The organism is Mycobacterium sp. IS-1590 (assembly GCF_001500025.1).
GTDB lineage: Bacteria > Actinomycetota > Actinomycetes > Mycobacteriales > Mycobacteriaceae > Mycobacterium.
This window is the reverse complement of sequence record NZ_LQIW01000004.1, coordinates 35993-58880: the sequence shown is the minus strand read 5'-3', so window position 1 is coordinate 58880 and position 22888 is coordinate 35993. Positions and strand designations below refer to the sequence as shown.

Annotated in this window: 25 protein-coding genes and 1 pseudogene; 11 read left to right on the top strand and 15 right to left on the bottom strand. The window is 67.0% G+C overall.

Annotated elements, in window-relative coordinates; translation table 11 throughout:
• The first annotated feature begins 224 nt into the window (after nt 1–224).
• The gene (locus AU197_RS05180) at nt 225–488 is read left to right on the top strand and encodes a chorismate mutase (protein WP_064401553.1); all 264 of its coding nucleotides are present in this window, start codon (nt 225–227) and stop codon (nt 486–488) included.
• Nucleotides 489–491: 3 nt separating this feature from the next.
• Here AU197_RS05180 and AU197_RS05175 read toward each other — a convergent pair whose 3' ends face one another.
• Together AU197_RS05175 and AU197_RS05170 are read right to left on the bottom strand one after the other, a co-directional pair.
• Nucleotides 492–2492, bottom strand: coding sequence for an SGNH/GDSL hydrolase family protein (locus AU197_RS05175; protein ID WP_502687856.1), 2001 nt, complete (start codon nt 2490–2492; stop codon nt 492–494).
• Nucleotides 2493–2550: 58 nt separating this feature from the next.
• Nucleotides 2551–3999 (bottom strand): NAD-dependent succinate-semialdehyde dehydrogenase, encoded by a 1449-nt coding sequence (locus AU197_RS05170; protein WP_064401458.1) that lies wholly within the window; start codon nt 3997–3999, stop codon nt 2551–2553.
• A 48-nt stretch (nt 4000–4047) separates the two neighbouring features.
• Here AU197_RS05170 and pgi point away from each other — a divergent pair, with 48 nt between their 5' ends.
• The gene (gene pgi / locus AU197_RS05165; protein WP_064401551.1) at nt 4048–5724 is read left to right on the top strand and encodes a glucose-6-phosphate isomerase; all 1677 of its coding nucleotides are present in this window, start codon (nt 4048–4050) and stop codon (nt 5722–5724) included.
• Between the two features lies 1 nt (nt 5725).
• Here the strand turns inward: pgi and AU197_RS05160 are convergent, their stop codons facing one another.
• From AU197_RS05160 to AU197_RS05145, 4 genes are all read right to left on the bottom strand, one after another.
• A complete protein-coding gene (locus AU197_RS05160; protein WP_064401457.1) occupies nt 5726–6091 on the bottom strand; it encodes a hypothetical protein in 366 nt (121 codons plus the stop codon).
• Between the two features lie 174 nt (nt 6092–6265).
• Nucleotides 6266–6643 carry a hypothetical protein gene (locus AU197_RS05155; RefSeq protein ID WP_064401456.1) on the bottom strand — a complete coding sequence of 126 codons (378 nt, stop codon included), beginning with the start codon at nt 6641–6643 and terminating at the stop codon, nt 6266–6268.
• A gap of 67 nt (nt 6644–6710) precedes the next feature.
• Complete coding sequence (locus AU197_RS05150; RefSeq protein ID WP_064401455.1) at nt 6711–7700, bottom strand: SDR family NAD(P)-dependent oxidoreductase; 990 nt, start codon at nt 7698–7700, stop codon at nt 6711–6713.
• A gap of 61 nt (nt 7701–7761) precedes the next feature.
• The gene (locus AU197_RS05145; RefSeq protein WP_064401454.1) at nt 7762–8511 is read right to left on the bottom strand and encodes an SDR family oxidoreductase; all 750 of its coding nucleotides are present in this window, start codon (nt 8509–8511) and stop codon (nt 7762–7764) included.
• Between the two features lie 41 nt (nt 8512–8552).
• Here AU197_RS05145 and AU197_RS05140 point away from each other — a divergent pair, with 41 nt between their 5' ends.
• Nucleotides 8553–9119, top strand: coding sequence for a chorismate mutase (locus tag AU197_RS05140; RefSeq protein WP_064401453.1), 567 nt, complete (start codon nt 8553–8555; stop codon nt 9117–9119).
• Nucleotides 9120–9192: 73 nt separating this feature from the next.
• Nucleotides 9193–9729 (top strand): TetR/AcrR family transcriptional regulator, encoded by a 537-nt coding sequence (locus tag AU197_RS05135; protein ID WP_231744832.1) that lies wholly within the window; start codon nt 9193–9195, stop codon nt 9727–9729.
• On the opposite strand, the gene AU197_RS05130 is transcribed toward AU197_RS05135, so the two are convergent.
• From AU197_RS05130 to AU197_RS05120, 4 genes and pseudogenes are all read right to left on the bottom strand, one after another.
• On the bottom strand, nt 9656–10633 hold the full coding sequence (locus tag AU197_RS05130) for an alpha/beta hydrolase (RefSeq protein WP_064401452.1): 978 nt from the start codon (nt 10631–10633) through the stop codon (nt 9656–9658). The genes AU197_RS05135 and AU197_RS05130 overlap by 74 nt on opposite strands.
• An 84-nt stretch (nt 10634–10717) precedes the next feature.
• Complete coding sequence (locus AU197_RS26590; protein WP_231744838.1) at nt 10718–11185, bottom strand: zinc finger domain-containing protein; 468 nt, start codon at nt 11183–11185, stop codon at nt 10718–10720.
• A 183-nt stretch (nt 11186–11368) separates the two neighbouring features.
• A pseudogene (locus AU197_RS26585) lies at nt 11369–11611 on the bottom strand (DNA-formamidopyrimidine glycosylase family protein); the annotation flags it as partial.
• 16 nt (nt 11612–11627) lie between these two features.
• On the bottom strand, nt 11628–12020 hold the full coding sequence (locus tag AU197_RS05120) for a phage holin family protein (protein WP_064401450.1): 393 nt from the start codon (nt 12018–12020) through the stop codon (nt 11628–11630).
• Nucleotides 12021–12060: 40 nt separating this feature from the next.
• On the opposite strand from AU197_RS05120, the gene AU197_RS05115 reads away from it, so the two are divergent.
• On the top strand, nt 12061–12537 hold the full coding sequence (locus AU197_RS05115) for a nucleoside deaminase (RefSeq protein WP_064401449.1): 477 nt from the start codon (nt 12061–12063) through the stop codon (nt 12535–12537).
• Nucleotides 12538–12598: 61 nt separating this feature from the next.
• On the opposite strand, the gene cobF is transcribed toward AU197_RS05115, so the two are convergent.
• The gene (gene cobF, locus AU197_RS05110; RefSeq protein ID WP_064401448.1) at nt 12599–13363 is read right to left on the bottom strand and encodes a precorrin-6A synthase (deacetylating); all 765 of its coding nucleotides are present in this window, start codon (nt 13361–13363) and stop codon (nt 12599–12601) included.
• Between the two features lie 16 nt (nt 13364–13379).
• Nucleotides 13380–14459, bottom strand: coding sequence for a YihY/virulence factor BrkB family protein (locus AU197_RS05105; protein ID WP_064401447.1), 1080 nt, complete (start codon nt 14457–14459; stop codon nt 13380–13382).
• A gap of 127 nt (nt 14460–14586) precedes the next feature.
• Here AU197_RS05105 and AU197_RS05100 point away from each other — a divergent pair, with 127 nt between their 5' ends.
• On the top strand, nt 14587–15489 hold the full coding sequence (locus AU197_RS05100) for an AurF N-oxygenase family protein (RefSeq protein ID WP_064401446.1): 903 nt from the start codon (nt 14587–14589) through the stop codon (nt 15487–15489).
• Entirely contained in the window at nt 15486–15758 is a 273-nt protein-coding gene (locus AU197_RS05095) for a DUF4873 domain-containing protein (RefSeq protein WP_231744831.1), read from the top strand. The genes AU197_RS05100 and AU197_RS05095 overlap by 4 nt, the downstream gene beginning before the upstream one ends.
• Here the strand turns inward: AU197_RS05095 and AU197_RS05090 are convergent.
• Together AU197_RS05090 and AU197_RS05085 are read right to left on the bottom strand one after the other, a co-directional pair.
• A complete protein-coding gene (locus tag AU197_RS05090) occupies nt 15755–17527 on the bottom strand; it encodes a thiamine pyrophosphate-requiring protein (RefSeq protein ID WP_064401444.1) in 1773 nt (590 codons plus the stop codon). The two genes, AU197_RS05095 and AU197_RS05090, sit on opposite strands and share 4 nt — an antisense overlap.
• Before the next feature lie 8 nt (nt 17528–17535).
• Nucleotides 17536–17802 carry a DUF4235 domain-containing protein gene (locus AU197_RS05085; protein WP_064401443.1) on the bottom strand — a complete coding sequence of 89 codons (267 nt, stop codon included), beginning with the start codon at nt 17800–17802 and terminating at the stop codon, nt 17536–17538.
• 65 nt (nt 17803–17867) lie between these two features.
• Here AU197_RS05085 and AU197_RS05080 point away from each other — a divergent pair, with 65 nt between their 5' ends.
• From AU197_RS05080 to AU197_RS05065, 4 genes are all read left to right on the top strand, one after another.
• Nucleotides 17868–18734, top strand: a complete 867-nt coding sequence (locus AU197_RS05080) for a TIGR03619 family F420-dependent LLM class oxidoreductase (RefSeq protein ID WP_064401442.1) — start codon at nt 17868–17870, stop codon at nt 18732–18734.
• A gap of 81 nt (nt 18735–18815) precedes the next feature.
• Entirely contained in the window at nt 18816–19832 is a 1017-nt protein-coding gene (locus tag AU197_RS05075) for a chemotaxis protein CheB (RefSeq protein ID WP_064401441.1), read from the top strand.
• On the top strand, nt 19822–20583 hold the full coding sequence (locus AU197_RS05070; protein ID WP_064401440.1) for an STAS domain-containing protein: 762 nt from the start codon (nt 19822–19824) through the stop codon (nt 20581–20583). The genes AU197_RS05075 and AU197_RS05070 overlap by 11 nt, the downstream gene beginning before the upstream one ends.
• 43 nt (nt 20584–20626) lie before the next feature.
• On the top strand, nt 20627–22468 hold the full coding sequence (locus AU197_RS05065) for a CheR family methyltransferase (protein ID WP_082696514.1): 1842 nt from the start codon (nt 20627–20629) through the stop codon (nt 22466–22468).
• Here AU197_RS05065 and AU197_RS05060 read toward each other — a convergent pair.
• A complete protein-coding gene (locus AU197_RS05060; protein WP_064401439.1) occupies nt 22416–22844 on the bottom strand; it encodes a hypothetical protein in 429 nt (142 codons plus the stop codon). The two genes, AU197_RS05065 and AU197_RS05060, sit on opposite strands and share 53 nt — an antisense overlap.
• Between the last annotated feature and the right edge of the window lie 44 nt (nt 22845–22888).

The following is a 22888-nucleotide window of genomic DNA, read 5'->3' as shown; positions in this document are numbered from 1 at the left end:
GAACCACGGACGCCTTTGCGCTGGCGCAGCGTTTGGTGGCACACTTTGTCCCGTGCTCAGCAAACAGCGATTCACCTACGGGTACCGATCCGCGGTGCCCGTGGTCTAGCTGGCTCCCAAGAGCTCCGCGGACCGCTCAACAGACCCGCGGCTCGTCTCTTGTGTGAGGCCGAGGACCGGACGACGACGAGACCTGGATCCCACACGACGAGGCGGTGAAACCCATGACGACCGGAACCGAGACTGTGCCCGATATCGATGACCTGCGCCGGGAGATCGACCGGCTGGACGCCGAGATACTGGCGGCCGTGAAGCGCCGCACCGAGGTGTCGAAGTTGATCGGTCAGGCCAGGATGGCCTCCGGTGGCACCCGCCTGGTGCACAGCCGCGAGATGAAGGTGATCGAGCGCTACAGCGAACTCGGCCCCGACGGCAAAGACCTCGCGATGCTGTTGCTGCGGCTGGGCCGCGGTCGCCTCGGCCACTGACCTTCAGCGCAGCGCGTCGGTCAGCCACGGCGTCAACCACTCGACCGCTTCCGGCGTGGGATGCACTCCGTCGCTACGGATGCGGATGCCGTCGATCCAATTGGTGTAGCCGCCGTTCGGGCCGAGCTTGCGGTTCAGGTCGAGCACGGTGACGTTCGTGCGGTACTTGACGGCGCTGCGCAGCAACGCATTCCAGTCGTCGACCCGGTCGGGATCGTCTTCCGGATACAGGCTGCCGTCGCGTTTCTCTGCGCGACGGTTGTAGGGCTCGGTCGTGACGACGACGCGCGCGCCGGTCGAGGACAGGATGTCGAGCGCGCGGTTGAGTTCGGCGCGCAGGTAGGCGTCGTAGGTCGGCTCGCCGATGTGGGACCATCGGCCTTCGTTCATCCGGTCGACGACCTCCCAGCGACCGACGATCAGCAGCACCACGTCCGGGCGGTCGTGCTTGACCCGCTCCGACCATCTGCTCGGCCACGAGTCGCACGCGGGTTTCTGGTTCAGCGTCTGACCGACATAGCGGTACGGTCCGCCGCGGGCGATGCCGCATCCGATCGTCGTGTAGTCGGTGAATCGCAGCCCCGGCGTCTCCGGCAGGTAGCGCATCAAGGTCCATGCCACCGAGTCGCCGAACACCGCGACCGTCCTGGTGTTCGGTTCGCGACTGGTGTGCCGCTGCACCTGGATCGGCACCTCCGGCGCGACCAGCGCCGCGGAGTCGATGCTCGGGTCCTCCGTCGGCGGTCCCGCCGGCACGCCGACCGGCAGCACCGTCATCGTGATCACCGCGGCGGTGGCGGCCGTCGCACCGGCCAACGGCAGCATCGGCACGATCACCGGCCGCCAACGTCGAATGGGCTGTTCGAGCAGCCACCACGACAGCGCCGCCATCGCCAGCGTCACCGCACACCGCAGCGCGAACAGCGACCAGCCGGACCATCCGGTGTGTTCGCCGTTGACCGCCAAAAAGATCGGCCAGTGCCACAGGTAGACGCCGTAGGAGATCGCGCCCAGCCACACCAGCGGCCGCCACGCCAGCACGCGCGCGACCGGACCCTCCTGATCCATCGCCACCGAACCGATCACGCAGGCGGCGGCGAGCGCGACGATGATCAGCAGACCATTGCGGAAGTCGCCGGCGCTGCCGGTCGCCATGTGCACCGCGAAACCGAGCACGACGACGCCGGCCACGGACACGACCCGGGCGACCCCGCGCAGCCATCGCGTCCTGATCACCGGCCCGGCGAGCGTCACGGTGGTCCAGTCCCGCACCAGCAGGGCGGCCGCCGCCGCCCCGACGAGCAGCGCCTGGGCGCGGGTGTCGGTGCCGAAGTAGATCCGGTTCAGGGTTCCGTCGTCGACGAAGACGATGGCCGCCGCGGCCGAGGCGATCGCACCCGTGGTGGCCAGGCCCAATACGGCCCACCGCAGATGTGCCGGGTCGCGACGGCAGAACACGAACGCGAGGGCGATCAGCAGCAGCGGCCAGAGCAGGTAGTACTGCTCCTCCACGCCCAGCGACCAGGTGTGCTGCAGCGGCGACGGGGGCGCGCCGTGGGAGAAGTAGTCGGTGTGCTGGGCGACGAACGCCCAGTTGGCCACCCAGAAGAACGAGGCGACGGCGTCGTCGCGCAGGCTGGCGATCGCCTCCGTCGAGAAGAAATCCCGCGCCGCCACCACCGCGAGCACCATCACCAGCAGGGCGGGTAGCAGTCTGCGGGCGCGACGGATCCAGAAGTCGCGCAGTCGGATTCGCCCGGTACGTGTGTGCTCGTCGAGCAGCAGCGAGGTGATCAGGAAACCGCTGAGCACGAAGAACACGTCGACGCCGAGGAAGCCACCGTCGACGCCGGGGAGCCCGCCGTGGTCGGCGAGCACGAGCGCGACGGCGACGGCGCGGATGCCGTCGAGGGCGGGGATCTCGCCACGCCGACGCGCACGCGAGGAGGGATGTACTGACAGCGGGCGGCGATCAGCGGGCGCGACGGAGCGACGCGCGTTCACTTGCGAAATCTTGCCCGTGCGAACGGACGTGCCGCGGCAGGCGCGGCGGCGTGTCGAGCTACTTCGTCAACGCGATGTACTTGACCTCGAGGTACTCCTCCATACCTTCGAAGCCACCCTCCCGGCCGAAGCCGGACTCCTTGACGCCGCCGAACGGTGCGGCCGGGTCGGAGATCACGCCGCGGTTGATGCCGACCATGCCCGACTCGATCGCGTCGGCGACGCGCAGCGCACGGTCCAGCGACTGCGTGTAGACGTAGGCCGCCAGGCCGTACTCGGTGTCGTTGGCCGCCGCGATGCCCTCTTCCTCGGTGTCGAATCCGGTGATGGGCGCGACGGGCCCGAACACCTCCTCGGAGAGGATGCGCGCGTCGGCAGGCACATCGGCCAGCACCGTCGCCGGATAGAAGTTGCCCGGGCCGCCGGGAGCGACGCCGCCGACCGCGACCTTCGCCCCGCGGGAGACCGCATCGGACACCAGGTCTTCGACCGTGGCGACCTGTTTGGCGTTGATCAGCGGTCCCAGCGTGGAAGCCTCGTCGATGCCCTTGCCGAGGGTGAACTCGCTCATCCGCTTGACCAGTTTGTCGGTGAACTCCTCGCGCACCGAGTTCGCGACGTGGAAACGGTTGGCCGCGGTGCAGGCCTCCCCGCCGTTGCGCATCTTGGCCAGGATGGCGCCCTCCACCGCGGCATCGACGTCGGCGTCGTCGAACACCACGAACGGAGCGTTGCCGCCCAGTTCCATCGAGGTGCGCAGCAGTTTGTCGGCCGACTGCTTGACCAGCGCCTTGCCCACCCCGGTGGAACCGGTGAAGGTCAGCTTGCGCAACCGGCCGTCGTCGATGAGCGCGGCGGTGACGTCACCGGGGTTCTTCGTCGGAAGCACCGAGAGCACCCCCTTGGGCAGGCCCGCCTCGTCCATCAGCTTGGCCAGCAACAGCATCGTCAAGGGCGTCTCCTGCGCGGGCTTGACGATCATCGTGCAACCGGCGGCGAAGGCGGGCCCGATCTTGCGGGTGCCCATCGCCAGTGGGAAGTTCCACGGCGTGATCGCATAGCACGGACCGACCGGCTGCTTGGTGACCAGGACGCGACCGCTGCCCGCGGGGCTGGGCGTGTAGCGGCCCGCGATGCGCACCGCCTCCTCGGAGAACCAGCGAAAGAACTCCCCGCCGTAGGTGACCTCGCCCATGCTCTCGCGCAGCACCTTGCCCATCTCCAGGGTCATCAGCGTGGCGATGTCCTCGGCGCGTTCGGTGATCTTCTCGAACACCGCGCGCAGGATCTCGCCGCGTTCGCGCGGGGCGGTGGCAGCCCACTCGGCCTGCACGGCGCAGGCGGCGTCGAGCGCGGCGATCGCATCATCGGCGGTCGCGTCGGCGACGGACGTGATCACGGAGTCGTCGGACGGGTCGAGCACATCGAAGGTGGACGAGCCGGCGCGTTCCTCACCGCCGATCCACAGTCCGGTGGGCACTGACGACAACAGCTTGGCGGTATCCATAACTCTTCTGTACACCTTTGGTCATTTCACCGCACTAGGGTCGTGTTCATGAGTGCCGACCCCGACCAGATACCCGATATCACCTCCACTCCGGCGTGGCAGGCGTTGCAGCGGCATCACGACGAGATCGGCGCTAGACACCTGCGCGAGTTGTTCGCCGAGGATCCGGCCCGCGGCACCGAGTTGGCGACGACGGTCGGCGACCTCTACATCGACTACAGCAAGCACCGGGTCACGCGCGAGACGCTGAACCTGCTGGTGGACCTGGCCCGCGCCGCACGCCTGGAGCAGAGGCGCGACGCGATGTTCTCCGGCGTGCACATCAACACCTCCGAGGATCGCGCCGTGCTGCATACGGCGTTGCGGTTGCCGCGCGGCGCCGAGCTGGCCGTCGACGGGCAAGACGTCGTCGCCGACGTGCACGAGGTGCTCGACAAGATGGGCGACTTCACCGACCGGTTGCGTAGCGGCGAATGGACCGGCGCGACGGGTAAGGCCATCACGACCGTCGTCAACATCGGCATCGGCGGCTCAGACCTCGGACCGGCGATGGCCACCCTAGCGTTACGGCACTACGCCGACGCCGGCATCTCGGCGCGGTTCGTCTCCAACGTCGACCCGGCCGACCTGGTGGCCAAACTCGACGGACTCGACCCTGCGACAACGCTTTTCATCGTCGCGTCGAAGACGTTCTCGACGCTCGAGACGTTGACCAACGCGACGGCGGCGCGTCGCTGGCTGACCGAAACCCTGGGAGACGCCGCGGTTTCACGCCACTTCGTGGCGGTCTCGACGAACAAGAAGCTGGTCGACGATTTCGGCATCAACACCGAGAACATGTTCGGATTCTGGGACTGGGTCGGCGGACGGTATTCGGTCGACAGCGCAATCGGTTTGAGCGTCATGGCGGTGATCGGCCGCGAGCGGTTCGCCGAGTTCCTGTCCGGGTTCCACCTCGTCGACGAGCACTTCCGCACTGCGCCCCTGGAATCGAACGTACCGGTGCTGCTCGGCATGATAGGGCTCTGGTACAACGAGTTCTTCGGCGCCGAAACCCGCGCGGTGCTGCCGTATTCGAATGATCTGTCCCGCTTCGCCGCATATCTACAGCAGCTGACGATGGAGTCGAACGGTAAATCGGTGCGCGCCGACGGTACGCCGGTCACCACCAGCACCGGTGAGATCTTCTGGGGCGAGCCGGGAACCAACGGTCAGCACGCGTTCTATCAACTGTTGCATCAGGGCACGCGTCTGGTGCCCGCCGACTTCATCGCGTTCTCCCAACCCACCGACGACCTGCCGACCGCCGACGGTAAGGGCAGCATGCACGACCTGTTGATGAGCAACTTCTTCGCGCAGACACAGGTGTTGGCGTTCGGAAGAGATGCAGCCGAGATCGCCCGGGACATTCCAGAGGGCACACCGTCGAATGTGGTGCCGCACAAGGTGATGCCCGGTAACCGGCCCAGCACGTCGATCCTCGCGACCCGGCTGACCCCGTCGGTGCTCGGACAGTTGATCGCTCTCTACGAGCACCAGGTGTTCACCGAGGGAGTCGTGTGGGGTATCGACTCGTTCGACCAGTGGGGTGTCGAACTCGGCAAGACGCAGGCCAAGGCGCTGCTACCGGTCATCACCGCCGACGACTCGCCGGCCGAACAGTCGGACTCCTCGACCGACGCGTTGGTGCGCAGGTACCGTAGCGAGCGCGGCCGGTCGGCCTGACTCAGCGCGCGGCGCGGGCTTTCACGAACGAGCGCACGCCGGCGATCAGATACACGAGCAACAGAACGAACATGATGGTGCTCGTGATGACGGCCGCGGGTCGCTCCGCCGTGCCTGCGAAGACGTCGCCCAGACCGAACACGTTACGCAGCGCACCGAGCGCGGCGAGCAGCGCGATCGCGAGGGCGGCATGCGTCGCGTGCTGGCGCGCCCGGTCGGAGCGACGCCCGATGAGCGCGGCGATGAGCAGCGCGATGCCGACGAATGTCGGAATGAGCGCGGTGACGCTGACCATTCCGCTGACGATGTACGCGATCACCCCTGTCGCGACGAGCAGTCCTCCGGTCCAGGTGGTCAGGGCGAGCATCGGATTCCTTTCTACGGCTGTCGCCGACGACTCTACCGACGCAGCTTCTCGCCCCGGCCCGGGTCGTCCGGCGCTTGCGCGCAGGACCCCGAGGCCGGACACAGAGCAACGCGGCGCACGCTCGGCGAGGAGCGTGCGCCGCGTGGCTGGGCGCTGGATGAGGTTGGCTAGTGGTTACGGCGCGGGAATGTTGATGCAGCCGACGTTCGGCAGGCATCCGCTCGCACCACCGGGTCCGGCGGTCCCGCCGGGTCCGTTCGGGGCCAGCGACCCGCTGGCGCCACCGGGTCCGGCCGTACCGCCGGGTCCACCAGGGATTACACCTGAGGCGCCGCCGCCATCAGCGGTGCCTTGGGGACCACCGGGGACGTTCACGTCCGCACCGCCACCGGGAGAGGCGTCGATGTTGCCGGTCACGGCGCACGGGGTGCCGTCGGCATTCAGACACGGAGGGGGTGCCGGCTGCGCACCGGCCACCGGCGCGACGGCGAATGCAACTGCCGCGGCGCCCGAGAACAACAGGGGCATCATCTTCGTCAGTTTCATGTTCATGTTCTGAGGGCTACCACGTCAGAGACTTACTGAAACGTTCAAACTTTCTCCGCTGATGAGGCCCCGGTCACAGCCTTCCGACTTGTTTCAACCCGGAAACGGTGTCCGCCAGCGTTTCCTGCGGATCGCGGTACGAGACCCCCAGTTCGGTCTCGCTGGGTGAATCATCCGACGACGGCATCTGCGTGTAATACTGCATCGCCGCAGCGGTGACCGGCGCGTCGAAGGGCAGGAGTGGGCCCACCACGTCGACCACCCTCCCGAGGTTGCGCAGCAACGCATCCGGCACGGGGTATACGCGCAGAGACTTGTTCGCCGCCTTGCCGATCATCGATGCCAAGTCGGCGAGCGGTACTCGCTTGCCCCCGGCCATGTATCGGCGCGGCCCCTTGCCCGGCTCGAGCAGTGCCGCATGCAACGCAGCCAGGTCTCGAACATCGACCACGATCCACGCGGCACCGCGGCCCGGCACCCCGCGCATCTGGACCGCGGCCTGAACACCTTCTGCCGCTTCACCGAATTGGTTGCCCGCCGGGGGACCCAGCACCATGCCCGGGTAGGTGATGCTCACCGGAGCACCCGCATCCTGGAGTCCCCGCGCGTACTTCTCCACCTCCGCCTTGGATTTCCCGTAGCCGTCGGCGCCTCCCACGACCGGAAGGTCGGCATGAAGAACACTGCAGTCCGGATCGAAGAGGGCGGTGAAACTGGAGACGTGGATGATCGGGTCGAGGCCGCGCTCGGCCGCCACACCCAACACGTTGTGGGCGCCGTCGAGGTTGGTCCGCAGCATCTTGTCGGCCTGCCGGGGGTCGACCGAAACCATTGCCGCCGAGTGGATTACCGCATCACAGCCGTCCATCGCGGCGGCCGTCGACTCGGCGTCGGCGATGTCGCCGACGGCGTAGTCGTCGGTCGCGACACCGATCTGCGCGGCGCTCGTCTTCAACCGTGCCGGATCGCGGACCAGAAACCTCACCTGGTGACCCGCATCGGCCACCGCTTTCGCCGTCCACGCCCCGACAAAACCGGTACCCCCGGTCACCAGCACCCGCATAGAAACCTCCTCTAGGAACTCGCGCTCGGGTTCCCCCAAGCGCCAGCCTCTACACCGAGGCTCAGGCGAACGGCTTGGTCAGTCGCGGCGGCAGCACCCGAAGTACCTGGACCAACGGGGCCCACGGCCACCACGGAACCGCCGCGCGCCCACTTTCGCGTTCGATCGCGGCCACCATCGCCCGCACGCCGGTCGCGTTGTCCACCATCAGCGTCGTCGTCTGGGATTTCGCCGTCATCTCGGACTCGATGTAGCCCGGTTCGAGCACCGTGACCCTGATGGGCCCGCGGCCGTACTCCGCGCGCAGGGACTCCCCGAGTGACGTCACGCCGGCCTTGCTCGCGGCGTAGGCCGCCTTGACTCCGGGCACGCCCTTGTTACCGAGAACCGACGAAACCAGTACCAGATGCCCTCCGCCGGCCTTCTTGAACATCTCGAGCGCTGTCTCGATCTGGACAAGCGCCGCAACGAGATTCGTTTCGATGGTGGCCTTGTTCGCCCACAGTTTGCCCGAACCCAGCGGCGCACCCTTGCCGACACCGGCGTTGACGATCACGCGGTCGATTCCGCCGAGTTCGTCGCGCAGCTCGGCAAACACCTTCGGCACCTGCTCGTGATCGTTGACGTCGAGAGCGGCGACAGCGATGTTGATCCCGCGGTGCCGCTCGAGCAGCTCGGCCTTGAGCTCATCGAGTCGGTCGATGCGCCGCGCGCACAGTGCCAGGTCGCGACCCTTCGCTGCGAATGCGCGGGCCATCCCGGCGCCCAGTCCGGAGCTCGCGCCGGTGATCAGGATCTTCTGCCGAGTCACCCCGACAGACTAAGCGAGGCGACCACCGTCAGAATGGCCACATGGTCTACCCGCGGACAGCGTCATTCCTGCTCGTGACGCTTTGCGTCGCGCTCTCTACCGCGGTCGCCGCCGGCCAACCCGCTTCTGACCTCTACCGGCTGGTCGACACCGCCGCGCAGCGCCTTGCCACGGCAGACGCCGTCGCGGCCGCCAAGTGGATCAACGGCGGGCCGATCACGGACCGGCAGCGCGCCGACGCGGTATTGGATGCCGTCGCCGCCGACGCCTCCGCGCGTGGCATCGACCAGGCCTTTGTGCGGGCGGTCTTCACCGACCAGATCGATGCCACCGAGGGCGTCGAGTACATCCGTTTCGGCCAGTGGAAGTTCGACCCCGCCACCGCCCCCCGCAGCGCACCCGATCTGTCCGAGACACGTTCGCAGATCGACGGGTTCAACAAGGTCATGGTCGACGAGATTGCGCGGCAGTGGAATTCGTTGCGCGCACCCACCTGCGTGGTCGAGCTCAACAACGCGACCGACGCCGTCGCAAATGCCCGGCAGCTCGAACCGCTCTACCGGCAGGCGCTGGCGTCGGCGACGCGGTCCTACTGTCCGCGCGGCTGATCGCAGTACACTGGCCGCTATCGACGAGCCCAGGAAACGCCCCCGCCAGTCGCGATCGCGCGACACCGTCGAGGTGTTGCTCGAAGCCGCCGCCCAGGTGTTCAACCGGGAGGGACTGAGCGCGACAACCAACCGCATCGCCGAACGGGCGGGTGTGTCGATCGGTAGCCTGTATCAATACTTTCCGAACAAGCATGCGCTGATCCGCGCGCTGGCCGAGCGACATGTCGACGCGGCCCGCGGCCGGATGGAGACGGTGTTCAAGCGACTACGTGAGGAGGAGCCGCCGTTCGAGGACTCGATTCGTGCACTCCTCGAGGCCCTCGTGGCGCTGCACCGCGACCGGCCCGGGCTGCACCGGTTGATGCACCGGTTCGGGGCCCGGATGCCCGCTGACGTCGAGGCCCTGCAGACGTTCGAGGACGACATCTGCGGTGAGGTCGCGTGGCACCTCGCGCGCTGCGGCCGCGCCGGTGACGACGCCGAATTGACCGCCCGCACGGTGGTTCACGCGGTCGACGCCCACCTCCACCGCGTCATGACGGATCGGGAGATGGACGTCGAGCAACTGGTGACGCTGGTGGATCGGTTGGCGCCGCGACCCCGGTGAGCACGTCGCCGCGGACCTCGCGCAGCGCGGCGGTGAGCTGGGTCAATCCCGGCTCCTCGATCGGGTAATGGCCGCAATTGTCCAGCAGCACAAGCTTTGTCGGCGCTGCGATGCGTTGCAGGAAATCGATGCTGAGCTGCGGAGGGGTCCAGCGGTCCGCGCCCGGATGCACCAGCGTGACCGGCGCGGCGGCGAAGGACTCGGGCGCGGTATGCCGGAAGTTGAGCCAGCCGGCGAGGAAACCCAGCGGCACCCGAACGCCGCCGCCCTTGGGGTCGGTGGCGCACAGCCGGGTCAACTCCGGGTCGTGGCTCATGTTGTTCATGTCGACCAGCCAACGGATCGGGACCCGGACGCGCCCGAGCAACGGATCGATGGCGCGCATCACCGCGGGAGAGATCGGTCCGAGAGCCGAGATCCGCGCTGCCGCACTGCGGGCGGCGGGCACGGCCGGGTCCAGCAGACAGGTGGCGACGACGTGCGCGACCTGGCCGGTGCGGGCGGCAACCTCGTACGCCATCATCCCACCCATGCTGGCGCCGAACAGCACCAGCGGGCGGGGGTCGGCTTCGCGCTCGGCAACGACGAGGTCGGTGAGCAGATCGAGCCAGTCGCAGTAGCGCACCGACCGCGGGCCGGGTTCGACGGTGTCACCGTAGAGCGGCATGTCCGGCGCCAGCACCTCGACGCCCTCGCGCGCCGCGACCGCCGCGATCGGCCACAGCGCCCCCGAATAGCCGCCGCCGCCGTGCACGACCATCGCCCGCACCGGGGCGTCGGGCATCGCCGCGCGGGCGATGTGGACTCGGCGGCCGCGCCAGGACCAGTAGGTGGACACGGGGTCGATCGGCGGATCCGGGCGGTGGCGCGCCGGCACAAACGCGGCGTATCGGGCGTATTCCATACCTACAGCGTCGGCGCCCGGTCACCACCTGACAACTCGCATTCGAACCCGGCGATGCCTGCGGGAACGCGCGGTTGCTCACATTTACTTCAGCAGTCGCGACATCCGCCGGTCGGCGAGGATCTTGCCGCCGGTCTGGCAGGTCGGACAGTACTGAAAAGACTTGTCCGCGAAGGACACCTCGCGCACGGTGTCTCCGCAGACAGGGCAGGGCAGCCCGGTCCTGGCGTGCACGCGCAGCCCGGAGCGCTTCTCCCCTTTGAGCGTGGCCGCCTGCTGCCCGACCGAACGAGTCACCGCATCGGAGAGCACACCGATCATCGCGTCGTGCAGCGCCGACAGCTGTGCGTCGGTGAGCTTGCCGGCCGTCGCGAACGGCGAAAGCCGGGCAACATGCAGGATCTCGTCGCTGTAGGCGTTGCCGATGCCCGCGATCACCTTCTGGTCGGTGATCACCGTCTTGATGCGGCCGCTGTTGCCCGCGAGCAGCCCGGCGAGGTCGTCGGGCCCCAGCGACAGCGCGTCGGGTCCCAGCGCCGCGATACCGGGCACCTTCGTCGGGTCGTCGACCACCCACACCGCGAGCCGCTTCTGCGTGCCGGCCTCGGTGAGGTCGAAACCGACCGCCGGCGCTCCGGCGGCGACATCAGACCGCGCCTCATCCGGGGGGCCGAGGTGAACGCGAAGCGCGATCGGCCCCTTGCCCGGCTTCAGCGGCGCAGCCGCCAACTTGTCCGACCACCGCAACCATCCCGCGCGTGACAGATGGGTGATCAGGTGCAGATCGCCGACCTGGAGGCCGAGGTATTTGCCCCAGCGGTTGGCGTCGGTGACGGTCTGACCGTGAAGCGCTGTGATCGGCGGGTCGAACGTCTTGAGCACCGAGAACGCCGATACGTCGATGCGTCCCACCGTCTTGCCGACGGCGTGGCGGCGCAGATGATCGGCGAGTGCTTCGACTTCGGGTAGCTCGGGCATGGTTCCAGTGTGCCGGTCAATCGCGTCGCGCGGCACCGCCGGTGACCAGCGACAGCAGCCAGCTCACGATGGACAGCACGATCGCGGCCCAGATCGCCGTCCACCAGAAGTGGTCGATGTAGAGCCCCCAGTGTGTCGTGTGCTCGGTGATCCAGGACGTGATCCACAGCATCAACGCGTTGATGACGACGTGGATCAAGCCGAGCGTCAGGATGTAGAGCGGGATGGAGATGATCTGCACGATCGGCTTGATGATCGCGTTGACCAGACCGAAGATCACCGCGACGACGAAGATGATGCCCACTTCCTGCAGTCGCGATTCGGCGCCCACGAACCCGATTCCCGGAACGAGGAGAGTCACCACCCACAGCGCGACGCCGGTCAAAGCGGCCCGCAAGAGGAACGACATCGCATTAGCCTAAACCAGTCGACGAACTGAAGGAGCAGCCGTGGATTTCGTTCAACGCACAGTGGATCTCGCACGGCGAAACGTCGAAGAGGGCGGTCGCCCGTTCGCGACGGTCATCGCCAGCAACGGAGAGGTGCTCGCCGAGAGCGCCAATCAGGTTGCCCAGACACATGATCCAACTGCGCACGCCGAGATCCTCGCGATCCGGCAGGCGTGCACGAAGCTCGGCACCGAGCATCTGGTCGGCACGACCATCTACGTGCTCGCCCACCCCTGCCCGATGTGCCTGGGCTCGTTGTACTACTGCTCCCCCGACGAAGTCGTCTTCTTGACCACCCGCGACGATTACGCGCGCTACTACGTCGACGATCGAAAGTACTTCGAGCTCAACACCTTCTACGACGAGTTCGCCAAGAGTTGGGACCAACGACGGCTCCCGATGCGCTATCAACCCGAAGACGCCGCCATCGATGTCTACCGGTTGTGGATGCAGCGCAACGACCCCGGACGCCCCTAGTTCGGCCCAGTAGGGCTCTTAAGTGGTTGATTGCACGCACCCGATGCGTGCGATCAACCGGCTAAGCACGCCCGGTCGCCGGACGCAGCAGATAGGTGTCCATGATCCAGCCGTGACGCGCCCGCGCGTCCGCGCGCACCCTGGCGATCTCCTCACCGACGTCACCCACGGTGCCCGCCATCAGCACCTCGTCGGGCGTGCCGAGATAGGCGCCCCACCAGATGCGGGTGCCGGACGGACATGTCAGAAACGAGCAATCGGCGTCGAGCATCACGACCGCGCTTCCGATCAGCCCGCGGTCACGCAGCTGCCTGCCGGTGGTGATCAGCACCGGTTCCCCGACGTCGTTGAGCGGGATGCGATGTCGCGCGGTGAGCGCCTGGATCGCGGTGATGCCGGGGATCACGTCATAGTCGATGTCGACGTGGCTCGCGACGGCATCGAGGATGCGCAGGGTGCTGTCGTACAGCGACGGGTCGCCCCAGGCCAGAAAAGCCCCCGTACCGCCGTCGGGAAGCTCGGCCCCGATCGCGTCGGCCCACACCCGGGCCCGCGCGGCGTGCCAGTCGGCGACCGCCCGCCGGTACGCCGGACCGTCCGGAGCCTTCCTGACCCGCGGCGGGTCGGGCAGTTCGACGAATCGGTAACCGGGCTCGCGGATGAAGTGTTGGCAGATGTGTCGTCGCAGCGCCACCAGGTCGTCTTTCGCGGCTCCCTTGTCCATGGCGAAGAACACCTGTGTGTCGTTGAGAGCCGTCACCGCCTGCGCCGTGACGTGGCCGGGGTCGCCCGCACCGATGCCGATGACGTGAATTCGACGGGTCACGCCCGCGAGTATGCCCTCAGTGTTTGCGCCCGCGTGAAAGACGCAGCCGCCTGGCCCGCTTGATGTCCTTCTTCTCGGCGGCCTCTTGCTTGCGGATGTTGTGGTCGTCCTTCGGTGGCAGCTGCAATTCGTGTTCGGCGGGCAGACCGGCCTGCAGCTGACGACCGCGCTCGAGCTCGGCGTCCACTTCCGCGCCGAACAACAACGCGAGGTTGGTGATCCACAACCACAGCAGGAACACGATGACACCGGCCAGCGCGCCGTAGGTCTTGTTGTAACTGCCGAAGTTGGCCACGTAGAGCCCGAACCCCAAGGAGGCGATGAGCCATACGACGATCGCGAGCGCGGCACCGCCGCTGATCCAGCGGAACCTTGGTTGCTCCACGTTGGGGGTGACGTAGTACAGAATCGCGACCGCCAGCACGACGAAGAGCAGGATCAGCGGCCACCGGGCCACATTCCATACCGTCACCGCCGTCTCGCCCAGCCCGATCGCATCACCGATCGTCCTGGCCACCGGCCCGCTGATCGCCAGCATGAACACCACCGCGGCCGCGAGCACCAGACCGACCAGAGTCAACAGCAGTTGTGTCGGCCGCAGCTTCCACACCGGTCGGCCTTCCTCGATCTCGTAGATGCGGTTCATCGCACGACCGAAGGCGCCGACGTACCCCGAGGCCGACCACAACGCCCCTACGATGCCCACCACCAGAGCGAATCCGGCCGACGGCGAGTTGACGAGTTGTTCGACCGTGGGGCGCAACGTGTCGAGCGCGGACGCGGGCGCCACATCGGCGGCGATGTCGAGCAGCGCGTCGACCGTGCGCCTGCCCTGCCCGAAGACGCCCAGCAGCGACACCACGACCACCAGCGCGGGAAAGATCGACAGCACGGCGTAGTACGTCAGCGACGCGGCCAGATCCGTGCACTCGTCGCTCTGAAACTCCTTGACCGCCTTGCGCATGGCGTACATCAGCGACGGCCGGGTGAGGTCGGTCGGCGACTCGGGCTTGCCGGGATCGTCCGGGTCCGGAGCCTGGACGGCTGCATCGGCCCTGTCGGCCCTGTCGGCCCTGTCGGCCTCGTCAATTGGCATACCACTCGGTACCCCGACCGCCGAGCATGAAACGCGGGCGGTACCGCAAGTATCCAGTACCGAGGGTATTGACTAACTCGAACCGGCTGCCTAACTTGAGAGGACCGTCACCGAAGGGACGTCACCGATGACCAACCCGACGCTTGCGCCCAGCCGCGCCGAGTTCTCCGAGCGCCTGCTGAGGGGATCAGTCAAGAAGTCGTACGCACCGGTCGTCGACATCGATTGGGACGCGCCGCTGGATCCGGACAAGTTCTTCCTCCCGCCGAAGCTCGTCTCGCTGTACGGGACGCCGGTCTGGGACGCGATGAGCCGCGAGCAGCAGATCGAACTGTCCCGCCAGGAACTGGTCAACACGTTGTCGGCGGGCATCTGGTTCGAAAACATCCTCAATCAGTCGCTGCTGCGCAAGATGATGCATCAGGATCCCACCGCCAGCGCAACCCATTACGAGCTCACCGAGCTCGGCGACGAGACGCGCCACATGGTGATGTTCGGCAAGGCAATCGAGCGGGTCGGCGCCAAACCGGTGTGGCCCAAGTGGTATCAGCGCGTGATCATCAACGCACTGCCCTTCGTGTTCCAGGGCTCCGCCCTGTGGGTCGCGGCGTTGATCGGTGAAGAGATCTTCGACTCACTGCAGCGCCAGATGATGGACGACGACGAACTGCAACCGCTGATACGGCGCCTCATGCGGATTCACGTCACCGAAGAGGCCCGTCACATCCAGTTCGCGCGTGACGGCTTGCGCAAGCGCGTCCCCCACATGCGGCGGTTGCCGAAGTTCGTGCTGTCCAACGTCAACGGGCTCGGCGGCTACTTCTTCCGCTTCCTGTTCACGAACAAGGTGCAATACCAGCGCGTCGGGCTCGACCCCCGGCCTACCCGGCGCCTCGCGCGCCGCAGTCCGCACCGCCTCGACACCCAGGTTGTCGGATTCGCGCCGCTGGCAGCCTTCCTCGAGGAGGTCGCACTGATGGGCCCGATCGCCCGCCGGATGTGGCGTCGAAGCGGCTTTCTGCCCCGATGAGCGTCGTTTACGACGGGCCTGCGGGCCTACGGATGGACGGTACGGATCATGGCGTCCGGGTGCGCCTGACCGGTCACACCGACCCAATCGACGGCAGATACCACTGGCGCGGAATGGTTTTCGATCTGGCCTCCGACATGCGACTGCCCCAGACCGTACGCATCTCGATCGCCGACCGTACCGCCGAGGGGCAACTGACCGAGGTGACTCCCTGGGGCACGCACTGTGTCGCGGGTGTCGGCGCCCCGCCGTACCCCCTGGACGATTAGGTCGGTTCTGACCTGCGCTGCGCGGCGACCCGCTCCCGCGTCACGGCGCCGTCCGGCTCACCGGCGAGTGCGGCATACACCTTGTCCGCCTTGGCTTGCGGCATCAACGGCGGAAGCAACGGCGTCTTCGGGTCGACGATGGCCTCGATCAGCGTCGGCCGGTCGGCCGCGAACGCCTTGCTCCACGCCGCCGGCGCCTGCTCGGACTCGACCACCCGCAGCCCCTGCAGCCCGAGCAGCTCCGCGTAGTCGGCATACGGGAACGCCGGGACGTGCTGGGAGGCCGGAAAGCGCGCATCGCCCTCCATTTCCCGTTGCTCCCAGGAGACTTCGGTCAGATCCTGATTGTGCAGGACCAGGATCACGAACCGCGGATCCGTCCAGTCCCGCCACCGGTCGGCGATCGTGACGAGTTCGAGCAGTCCGCTCATCTGCATCGCACCGTCACCGACCAGTGCGACGACCGGACGCTCCGGTGCATCGAGCTTGGCCGCTATCCCGTAGGGAAGGGCGCATCCCATCGATGCCAGGTACCCGGACACATGGGCGGGGACACCGGGCGGCAGCCGGAGGTGACGGGCGTACCAGTACGTCGCAGATCCGACGTCGACGGCGACACGGGAGTGACCCGGCAGGTGCTCGGAAAGTGTCCGCACGACGAATTCCGGGTTGGCCGAATCGGATTGGGCCTCGGCGCGTTCCTCGGACTCGCGGCTCCAGTCGGCTGTCCAGCCCTCGACGTGTTGCCGCCACGAGCGGTCGCTCTTGCGGTGCAGCAGGGGCGCCAATCGCGACAACGTGTCCGCCGCATCGCCGGTCAACGCCACATCGATCGGATACTTCGCGCCCACCACCCGTGGCTCGACGTCGATCTGCACCGCTCGAGCCTGACCGGGTGCCGGGTAGAACTCCGTCCATGGATCGTTGCTGCCGACGATCAGCAGCGTGTCGCAGTGGGCCATCAGCTCTGCGCTCGCCGTCGTGCCCAGGTGTCCCATCACCCCTGTGTGCCACGGCAGCGACTCGTCCAGAACCGGCTTGCCGAGCAGCGACGTCGTCGCGCCCGCGCCGAGAAGATCGACGATCCGCGTGAGTTCGTCCTCGGCGCCCATCGCGCCGCGTCCCACCAGAACGGCGATCTTCTCGCCCTCGTTGAGAAGATCGGCGGCGCGACCCACATCGGCGTCGCGCGCCACGATGTGCGCGCGGGTGTACACGGCCGCGGACGGGACCACGCCGTGGCTGTGCTCGAACTCGTCGGGCATCTCCGCTTTCTGGACGTCGTGCGGAACGATCAAGCAGGTCGGTGTCGACGTCGCCAGCGCGGTGCGCATGGCGTTGTCCAACGCCATCGGCAGCTGCTCCGGCGCGAAGACGGTCTGGAGATACTGCGCGCAGACGTCTTTGAACAATGCGTGCAGGTCGACCTCTTGCAGATATCCGCTGCCCAACGCGGTCGACACGACCTGACCGACGATGGCCACCACCGGCCTGCGGTCCAGCTTCGCGTCGTACAGGCCGGCGAGCAGATGGATCGCACCGGGCCCCTGCGTGGCGAGGCAGACACCGACCTCGCCGGTGTACTTGGCGTGGCCGCACGCCGCGAAAGCCGCGAGTTCCTCGTGCCGCGTCGAGACGAACTCCGGATCGCCTGCCCGCGCCAGCGCGCCGAGCAGGGTGTTGACGCCGTCGCCTGCGTAGCCGAAGACCCGCGTCGTCCCCCACGCGCGCAACCGTGCCACCATCGCGTCCGCGACGAGCTCGGTCACTGCCGGAGCTACTCGGGGTTTTCGGCGGTCAGCGCGTGGAAGCTCTTTGCTTGCCCGCGCGCCAGCGCGGCCCGCACCACACCGATGAGCAAGCCCTGTATCGCCGCGGCGATGAAGACCTCCTTGGTCGATCGGCTGAGATCCTCGGGGTCGGGCTCTTCGTCGTCGGGGTTCACCCGCTGCCAGATCTCGGTGAAGATCTTGCCGGCGATGAGACCACCCACGACGCTGCTGACCATCGACAGGGGTTTGTACATAGCTTTGGCCGCACTCACGGCGTCCAAGTTCCCGATGAAGCAATCCCTAAACCAGAAACTAGAACACGTTCTAGTATCAGAACGTGCGGTTCACCTATGCCGAAGCGATGACCGACCCGACGTTCTACATCCCGTTGGCGCAAGCGGCGGAAGCCGCCGGCTACCACGCGATGACGATCGCCGACAGCGTCGCCTACCCCTTCGAGTCGGACTCCAAGTACCCCTACACCCCGGACGGGAACCGCGAATTCCTCGACGGCAAAGCCTTCGTCGAGGCGTTCGTGCTCGCCGGCGCGCTGAGCGCGGTCACCAGCACGCTGCGTTTCAACTTCTTCGTCCTCAAGCTCCCCATTCGGCCTCCCGCCCTGGTGGCCAAACAAGCCGGCTCGCTGGCCGCGTTGTTCGGCAACCGCCTCGGCCTGGGCGTCGGCACCAGCCCCTGGCCCGAGGATTACGAACTGATGCATGTACCGTTCGCCAAGCGCGGTAAGCGCATGGACGAGTGCATCGCGATCATCAAGGGCCTGACCACCGGCGATTACTTCGAGTTCCACGGCGAGTTCTACGACATCCCCAAGACGAAGATGACGCCGGCGCCCACCGAGCCGATCCCGATTCTGATCGGGGGCCACGCCGACGCCGCGCTGAGGCGGGCGGCACGCAACGACGGTTGGATGCACGGCGGTGGAGACGCCGAGGAATTGGACCGACTTCTTAAGCAGCTCAAGCAGTTCCGCGACGAAGAGGGCCGCAGCGACCCGTTCGAGATCCATGTGATCTCCGCCGACGCGTACACGCCCGACGGGATCAGACGACTGGAGGACAAGGGCGTCACAGACGTCATCGTCGGATTCCGCGTTCCCTACATCGAAGGACCGGACACCGAACCGCTCGACAGCAAGATCCGACATCTGGAGAAGTTCGCCGAGAAAGTCATCGCCAGGGTTTGAACAGGTGCCTCCGGTACTGACAAGGCGTAGCGTCGACGTCAGAAGGGGTTATCAGCGGGGGCTACGGGTAACCGGTGCGCAATGGAAAGCACAGAATCGGGGCAACACACCGCGCTGACGGGTGTCGTGGCGGTGGGCGCATCCGCCGGTGGCGTCGAGGCGTTGACCCACCTCGTCGGCGGTCTGACGCCCGACCTGCCCTACGCGGTGCTCATCGTGTTGCACATCCCGCCGAACGCGCCGAGCATTCTGGCGAAGATCCTGGACCGGGGTGGCCCGCTGCCCGCCGAGACCGCCACCGACGGCACCGCGATCCAACCCGGACACATCTACGTCTGTGCACCGGACCGCCACCTGCTGGCCGTTGACGGCCGCATGTTGTTGTCGCGAGGCCCCACGGAGAGCGGGCACCGGCCGGCAATCAATGCGCTATTCCGTTCGGTCGCACTGAGTTACGGGCCACGCGCCATCGGCGTCCTCCTGTCGGGCGTCCTGGACGACGGTGTGTCGGGCGCGGCCGCCATCCGATCCCGGGGCGGCACCACCGTCGTGCAGAGCCCCAGCGACGCGCTGTTCGCGACCATGCCTCGCAACGCCATCGAAGCGAACGTCGTCGACCACCAAGCCGCAGCCAGTGACATCGGCGCCGTCCTGACGAAGCTGCTCGAACGAGAGATCGAGGTTCGGGATATGGAACCTGACAAAGCCATGGAACTCGAGAACCGCATCGCGATGGGACGCCGATTCTCGACGAATATCGATGCCGAGGATCTGGGCCCGCATTCGGGTTACATCTGCCCCGACTGCAACGGCTCGCTGATCGAGGCGGGTTCGGGCAGCTATCGATGCCGCGTGGGGCACGCCTGGACGGCCGACGCGCTGTTGAAGGCCCGGGACGACGAGATCGAAGGCGCCATCTGGGTGGCCCTGCGCAGCCTGCGGGAGAAGGCGAAGATGTCGCGCAGACTGGCGGACACGGTCGGTCCGGGCACGGTCCGACAGCGCTATCTGGAGACCGCCAAGGAAGCGGATCGCGCGGCGCTTGTGCTCGGTGAGCATCTGTCGGCGTCCTCGCCCGGAGAAGCCGGTGTCAGCTGACTTCAGCACGTTGACCGTGCTCGCCGAGTCGTCGGGCGAAGTCATAACGGTGAGGCCGCGCGGCGTGCTGGACAGCCGCACATACCGGCCGCTGCGCGACACCATCATCAAGGCAGCCCTCGACGAACCACGGGCCGTCGTCGTCGACATGCGCGACCTCGAGGTGCCCGCGGAATCCGCATTGGCCGTGTTCACCAGCGCCCGGTGGCACGTCGGTCGCTGGCCGGAGGTTCCCGTTCTCCTGGTGTGCCCGCATCAGGCGCTGCGGTCGGCGCTCGCTCGAAACGGCATCACCCGCTATGTGCCGTCCTACGACAGCATGCAGTCCGCGATGCGCGCACTGGCCGACGGCGAATCGGCTCGGGTGCGACGCCGGGCAAGGGCCGAACTACCCAGGACAGTGGCCAGCCTGCAACGCGCGCGGGAGCTGGTTGTCGAGTGGTTGACGGCTTGGTCTGCGACCGAACTGATTCCGACCACCAAGGTGGTGGCCACCACGCTCGTCGAGAACGTGTTGAAGCACACCGACAGTGGGCCCGCTCTGCGGATCGAGTCGAAGGACTCGACCGTGACCGTCGCGGTGAGCGACGCCAGCCAGCGGCCGGCCGGCCTTCGCGAAGACTCCGCGCACACCCCGACGCCGTCGGGTCTGCGGATTGTGGCAGCCCTGAGCCGCGCTTGGGGAAACGCGCCGGACACGGCGGGTAAGACCGTTTGGGCGGTCATCGGCCCGGAGAACGCCCTTTGGTGAGTATCTTCGGACGTGCGGGCGGAAGCGAGCGGACGGACATGGGTTGAGCGGACAAACAGAAGAGGCGTTCGAGGCGCTTCTGCGCTACATGCGCGATTCGCGCGGGTTCGACTTCACCGGTTACAAGCGCACGTCGTTGATGCGCCGGGTGCAACACCGGATGCGCCAGGCCGGCGTCCACTCCTACGAGGACTACCTCGACCACCTACAGGCCAGCTCCGATGAGTTCAACGCCCTGTTCAACACGATCCTGATCAATGTCACCGCGTTCTTTCGAGACCCACCAGCCTGGGATTACCTTTGCGCCGAAGTCATTCCGGCGATGTTGGCCGAACGCGGCCCCAACGATCCCATCCGAGTGTGGAGCGCGGGATGTGCCTCGGGACAGGAGGCTTACACGCTCGCGATGGTTCTGGCCGATGCCTTGGGCCCGGACGCCTTTCGGCAGCGCGTCAAGGTCTACGCCACCGACGTCGACGAGGATGCGCTCACCGAGGCGCGAACCGCGACGTACGACGAAAAGGCCGTCGAGTCGGTGCCCGCGGAGTTCCTGAAGAACTATTTCGAGCGGGTCAACAGCCGATACGTCTTCCGGAAGGATTTGCGCAGGGCCGTCATTTTCGGGCGCAACGACCTGGTCAAAGATGCACCGATCTCGCGGGTGGACCTGCTGGTCTGCCGCAACACCCTGATGTACCTCAACGCCGAGACTCAGCGTAATGTCCTGAGCCGCTTGCACTTTGCACTGGCTCCGCAAGGGACGCTGTTCCTCGGCCACGCCGAGATGCTGTTGAGCTACAGCGACCGCTTCACGCCGATCAACCTCAAGCACCGCATCTTCCGCAAAGCGGCCGGCTCGCACAACGGCCTCGAGCGACTCGAGAACTCAGAGCCCGTCAGCGACCGACAGGGCGACCTACCGGGACTGGACCCGATCCGCGAACTCGCCTTCCGCGCCGGGCCGGTCGCCCAGATCGTCGTCACCAGCGACGACACCGTCGCCATGTTCAACCAGCAGGCGGAGGCCACCTTCGGCCTGTCGGCTCGCGATATCGGCCGGCTCCTGCGCGACCTCGAAGTGTCGTACCGCCCCGTCGAACTGCGCGCCTATCTCGAGCAGGCCAAGGTCGAGCGACGCTCGGCCCGCATCCAGGATGTCCAGTGGCATCGCCCCGGCTCGGCGGTGGTGTGGTTCGAGATTCACATCAACCCGCTCGTGGACAACGACAACGGACTCCGCGGTGTGTCGATCGTCTTCTTCGACGTGACGGCGACCCGCTCGCTGCTGGACAAGGTGGTGGAAACCAACCGCCAACTCGAGACGGCATACGAGGAACTGCAGTCGACCAACGAGGAGCTCGAGACCACCAACGAGGAACTGCAGTCGACGATCGAGGAACTCGAGACCACCAACGAAGAACTGCAGTCCACCAACGAAGAACTCGAGACGATGAACGAGGAGCTGCAATCCACCAACGATGAGCTGCACACCATCAACGACGAACTGCGCCAACGCAGCGTGGAGGTCAACGAGACACAAGCCTTCCTCGATTCGCTGGTGAACTCCATCCACTTCGGGCTCATCGTGGTGGACCGGGAGATGCGGGTGATGTTGTGGAATCGGGGCTGCGAAGAGCTCTGGGGTTTGCGCGCCGACGAAGCCCAGGGATCGGCCCTGGCGTCGTTGGACATCGGACTGCCCACTGACGACGTCAAGCCGCTGATCGGCCAGGCCTTCGTCGACCCCGGCGTCACCACCGAGGTGATTCTGGATGCCGTCACCCGTCGGGGCCGTCAGGCCCGCGTGCGCATCGTCTGCAGCGGTTTTCGCGCTACCGCGGAAACCGCCAGCGGGGCGTTGCTGCTGATGGAGGTGCAGAACTGACGCCGATTGTCTCGCTCTCCAGCAACTGCTCGTCCAGAGCGGCCTGATGGTGGCGCAGCGCGGCGTCACGGTGGCGTTCGGCTGCGTCCTGATGGAAACCGCCGGACCGGGCGTCGGAATGTAGGGCGGCCTGCTCGTGGGCGGCCGCTGCCCGTAGGTGTGCTTGCTCCGCATCGTCGTGCCGCGCGGCCGCGCCGTGATGTGCTCGGCGCGCGCGCTCCAGCGCTTCTTGGGCGCGCGCCCGCGCGCGCTCCGCCGACTCGGCACTGGGGGGAACGCCCGTCGCCAGTTCGGCCTGTCGCCGACGCAGCTCATCGGCCCGCGCGCGGGCCAGTTCACCGCGTTCAATCGCCTCGGAAATGTCGTTGTCACTCATGGCGTCGCTCCGAGGGCTCGAATGTTTGTCGCTCAAATCTACGC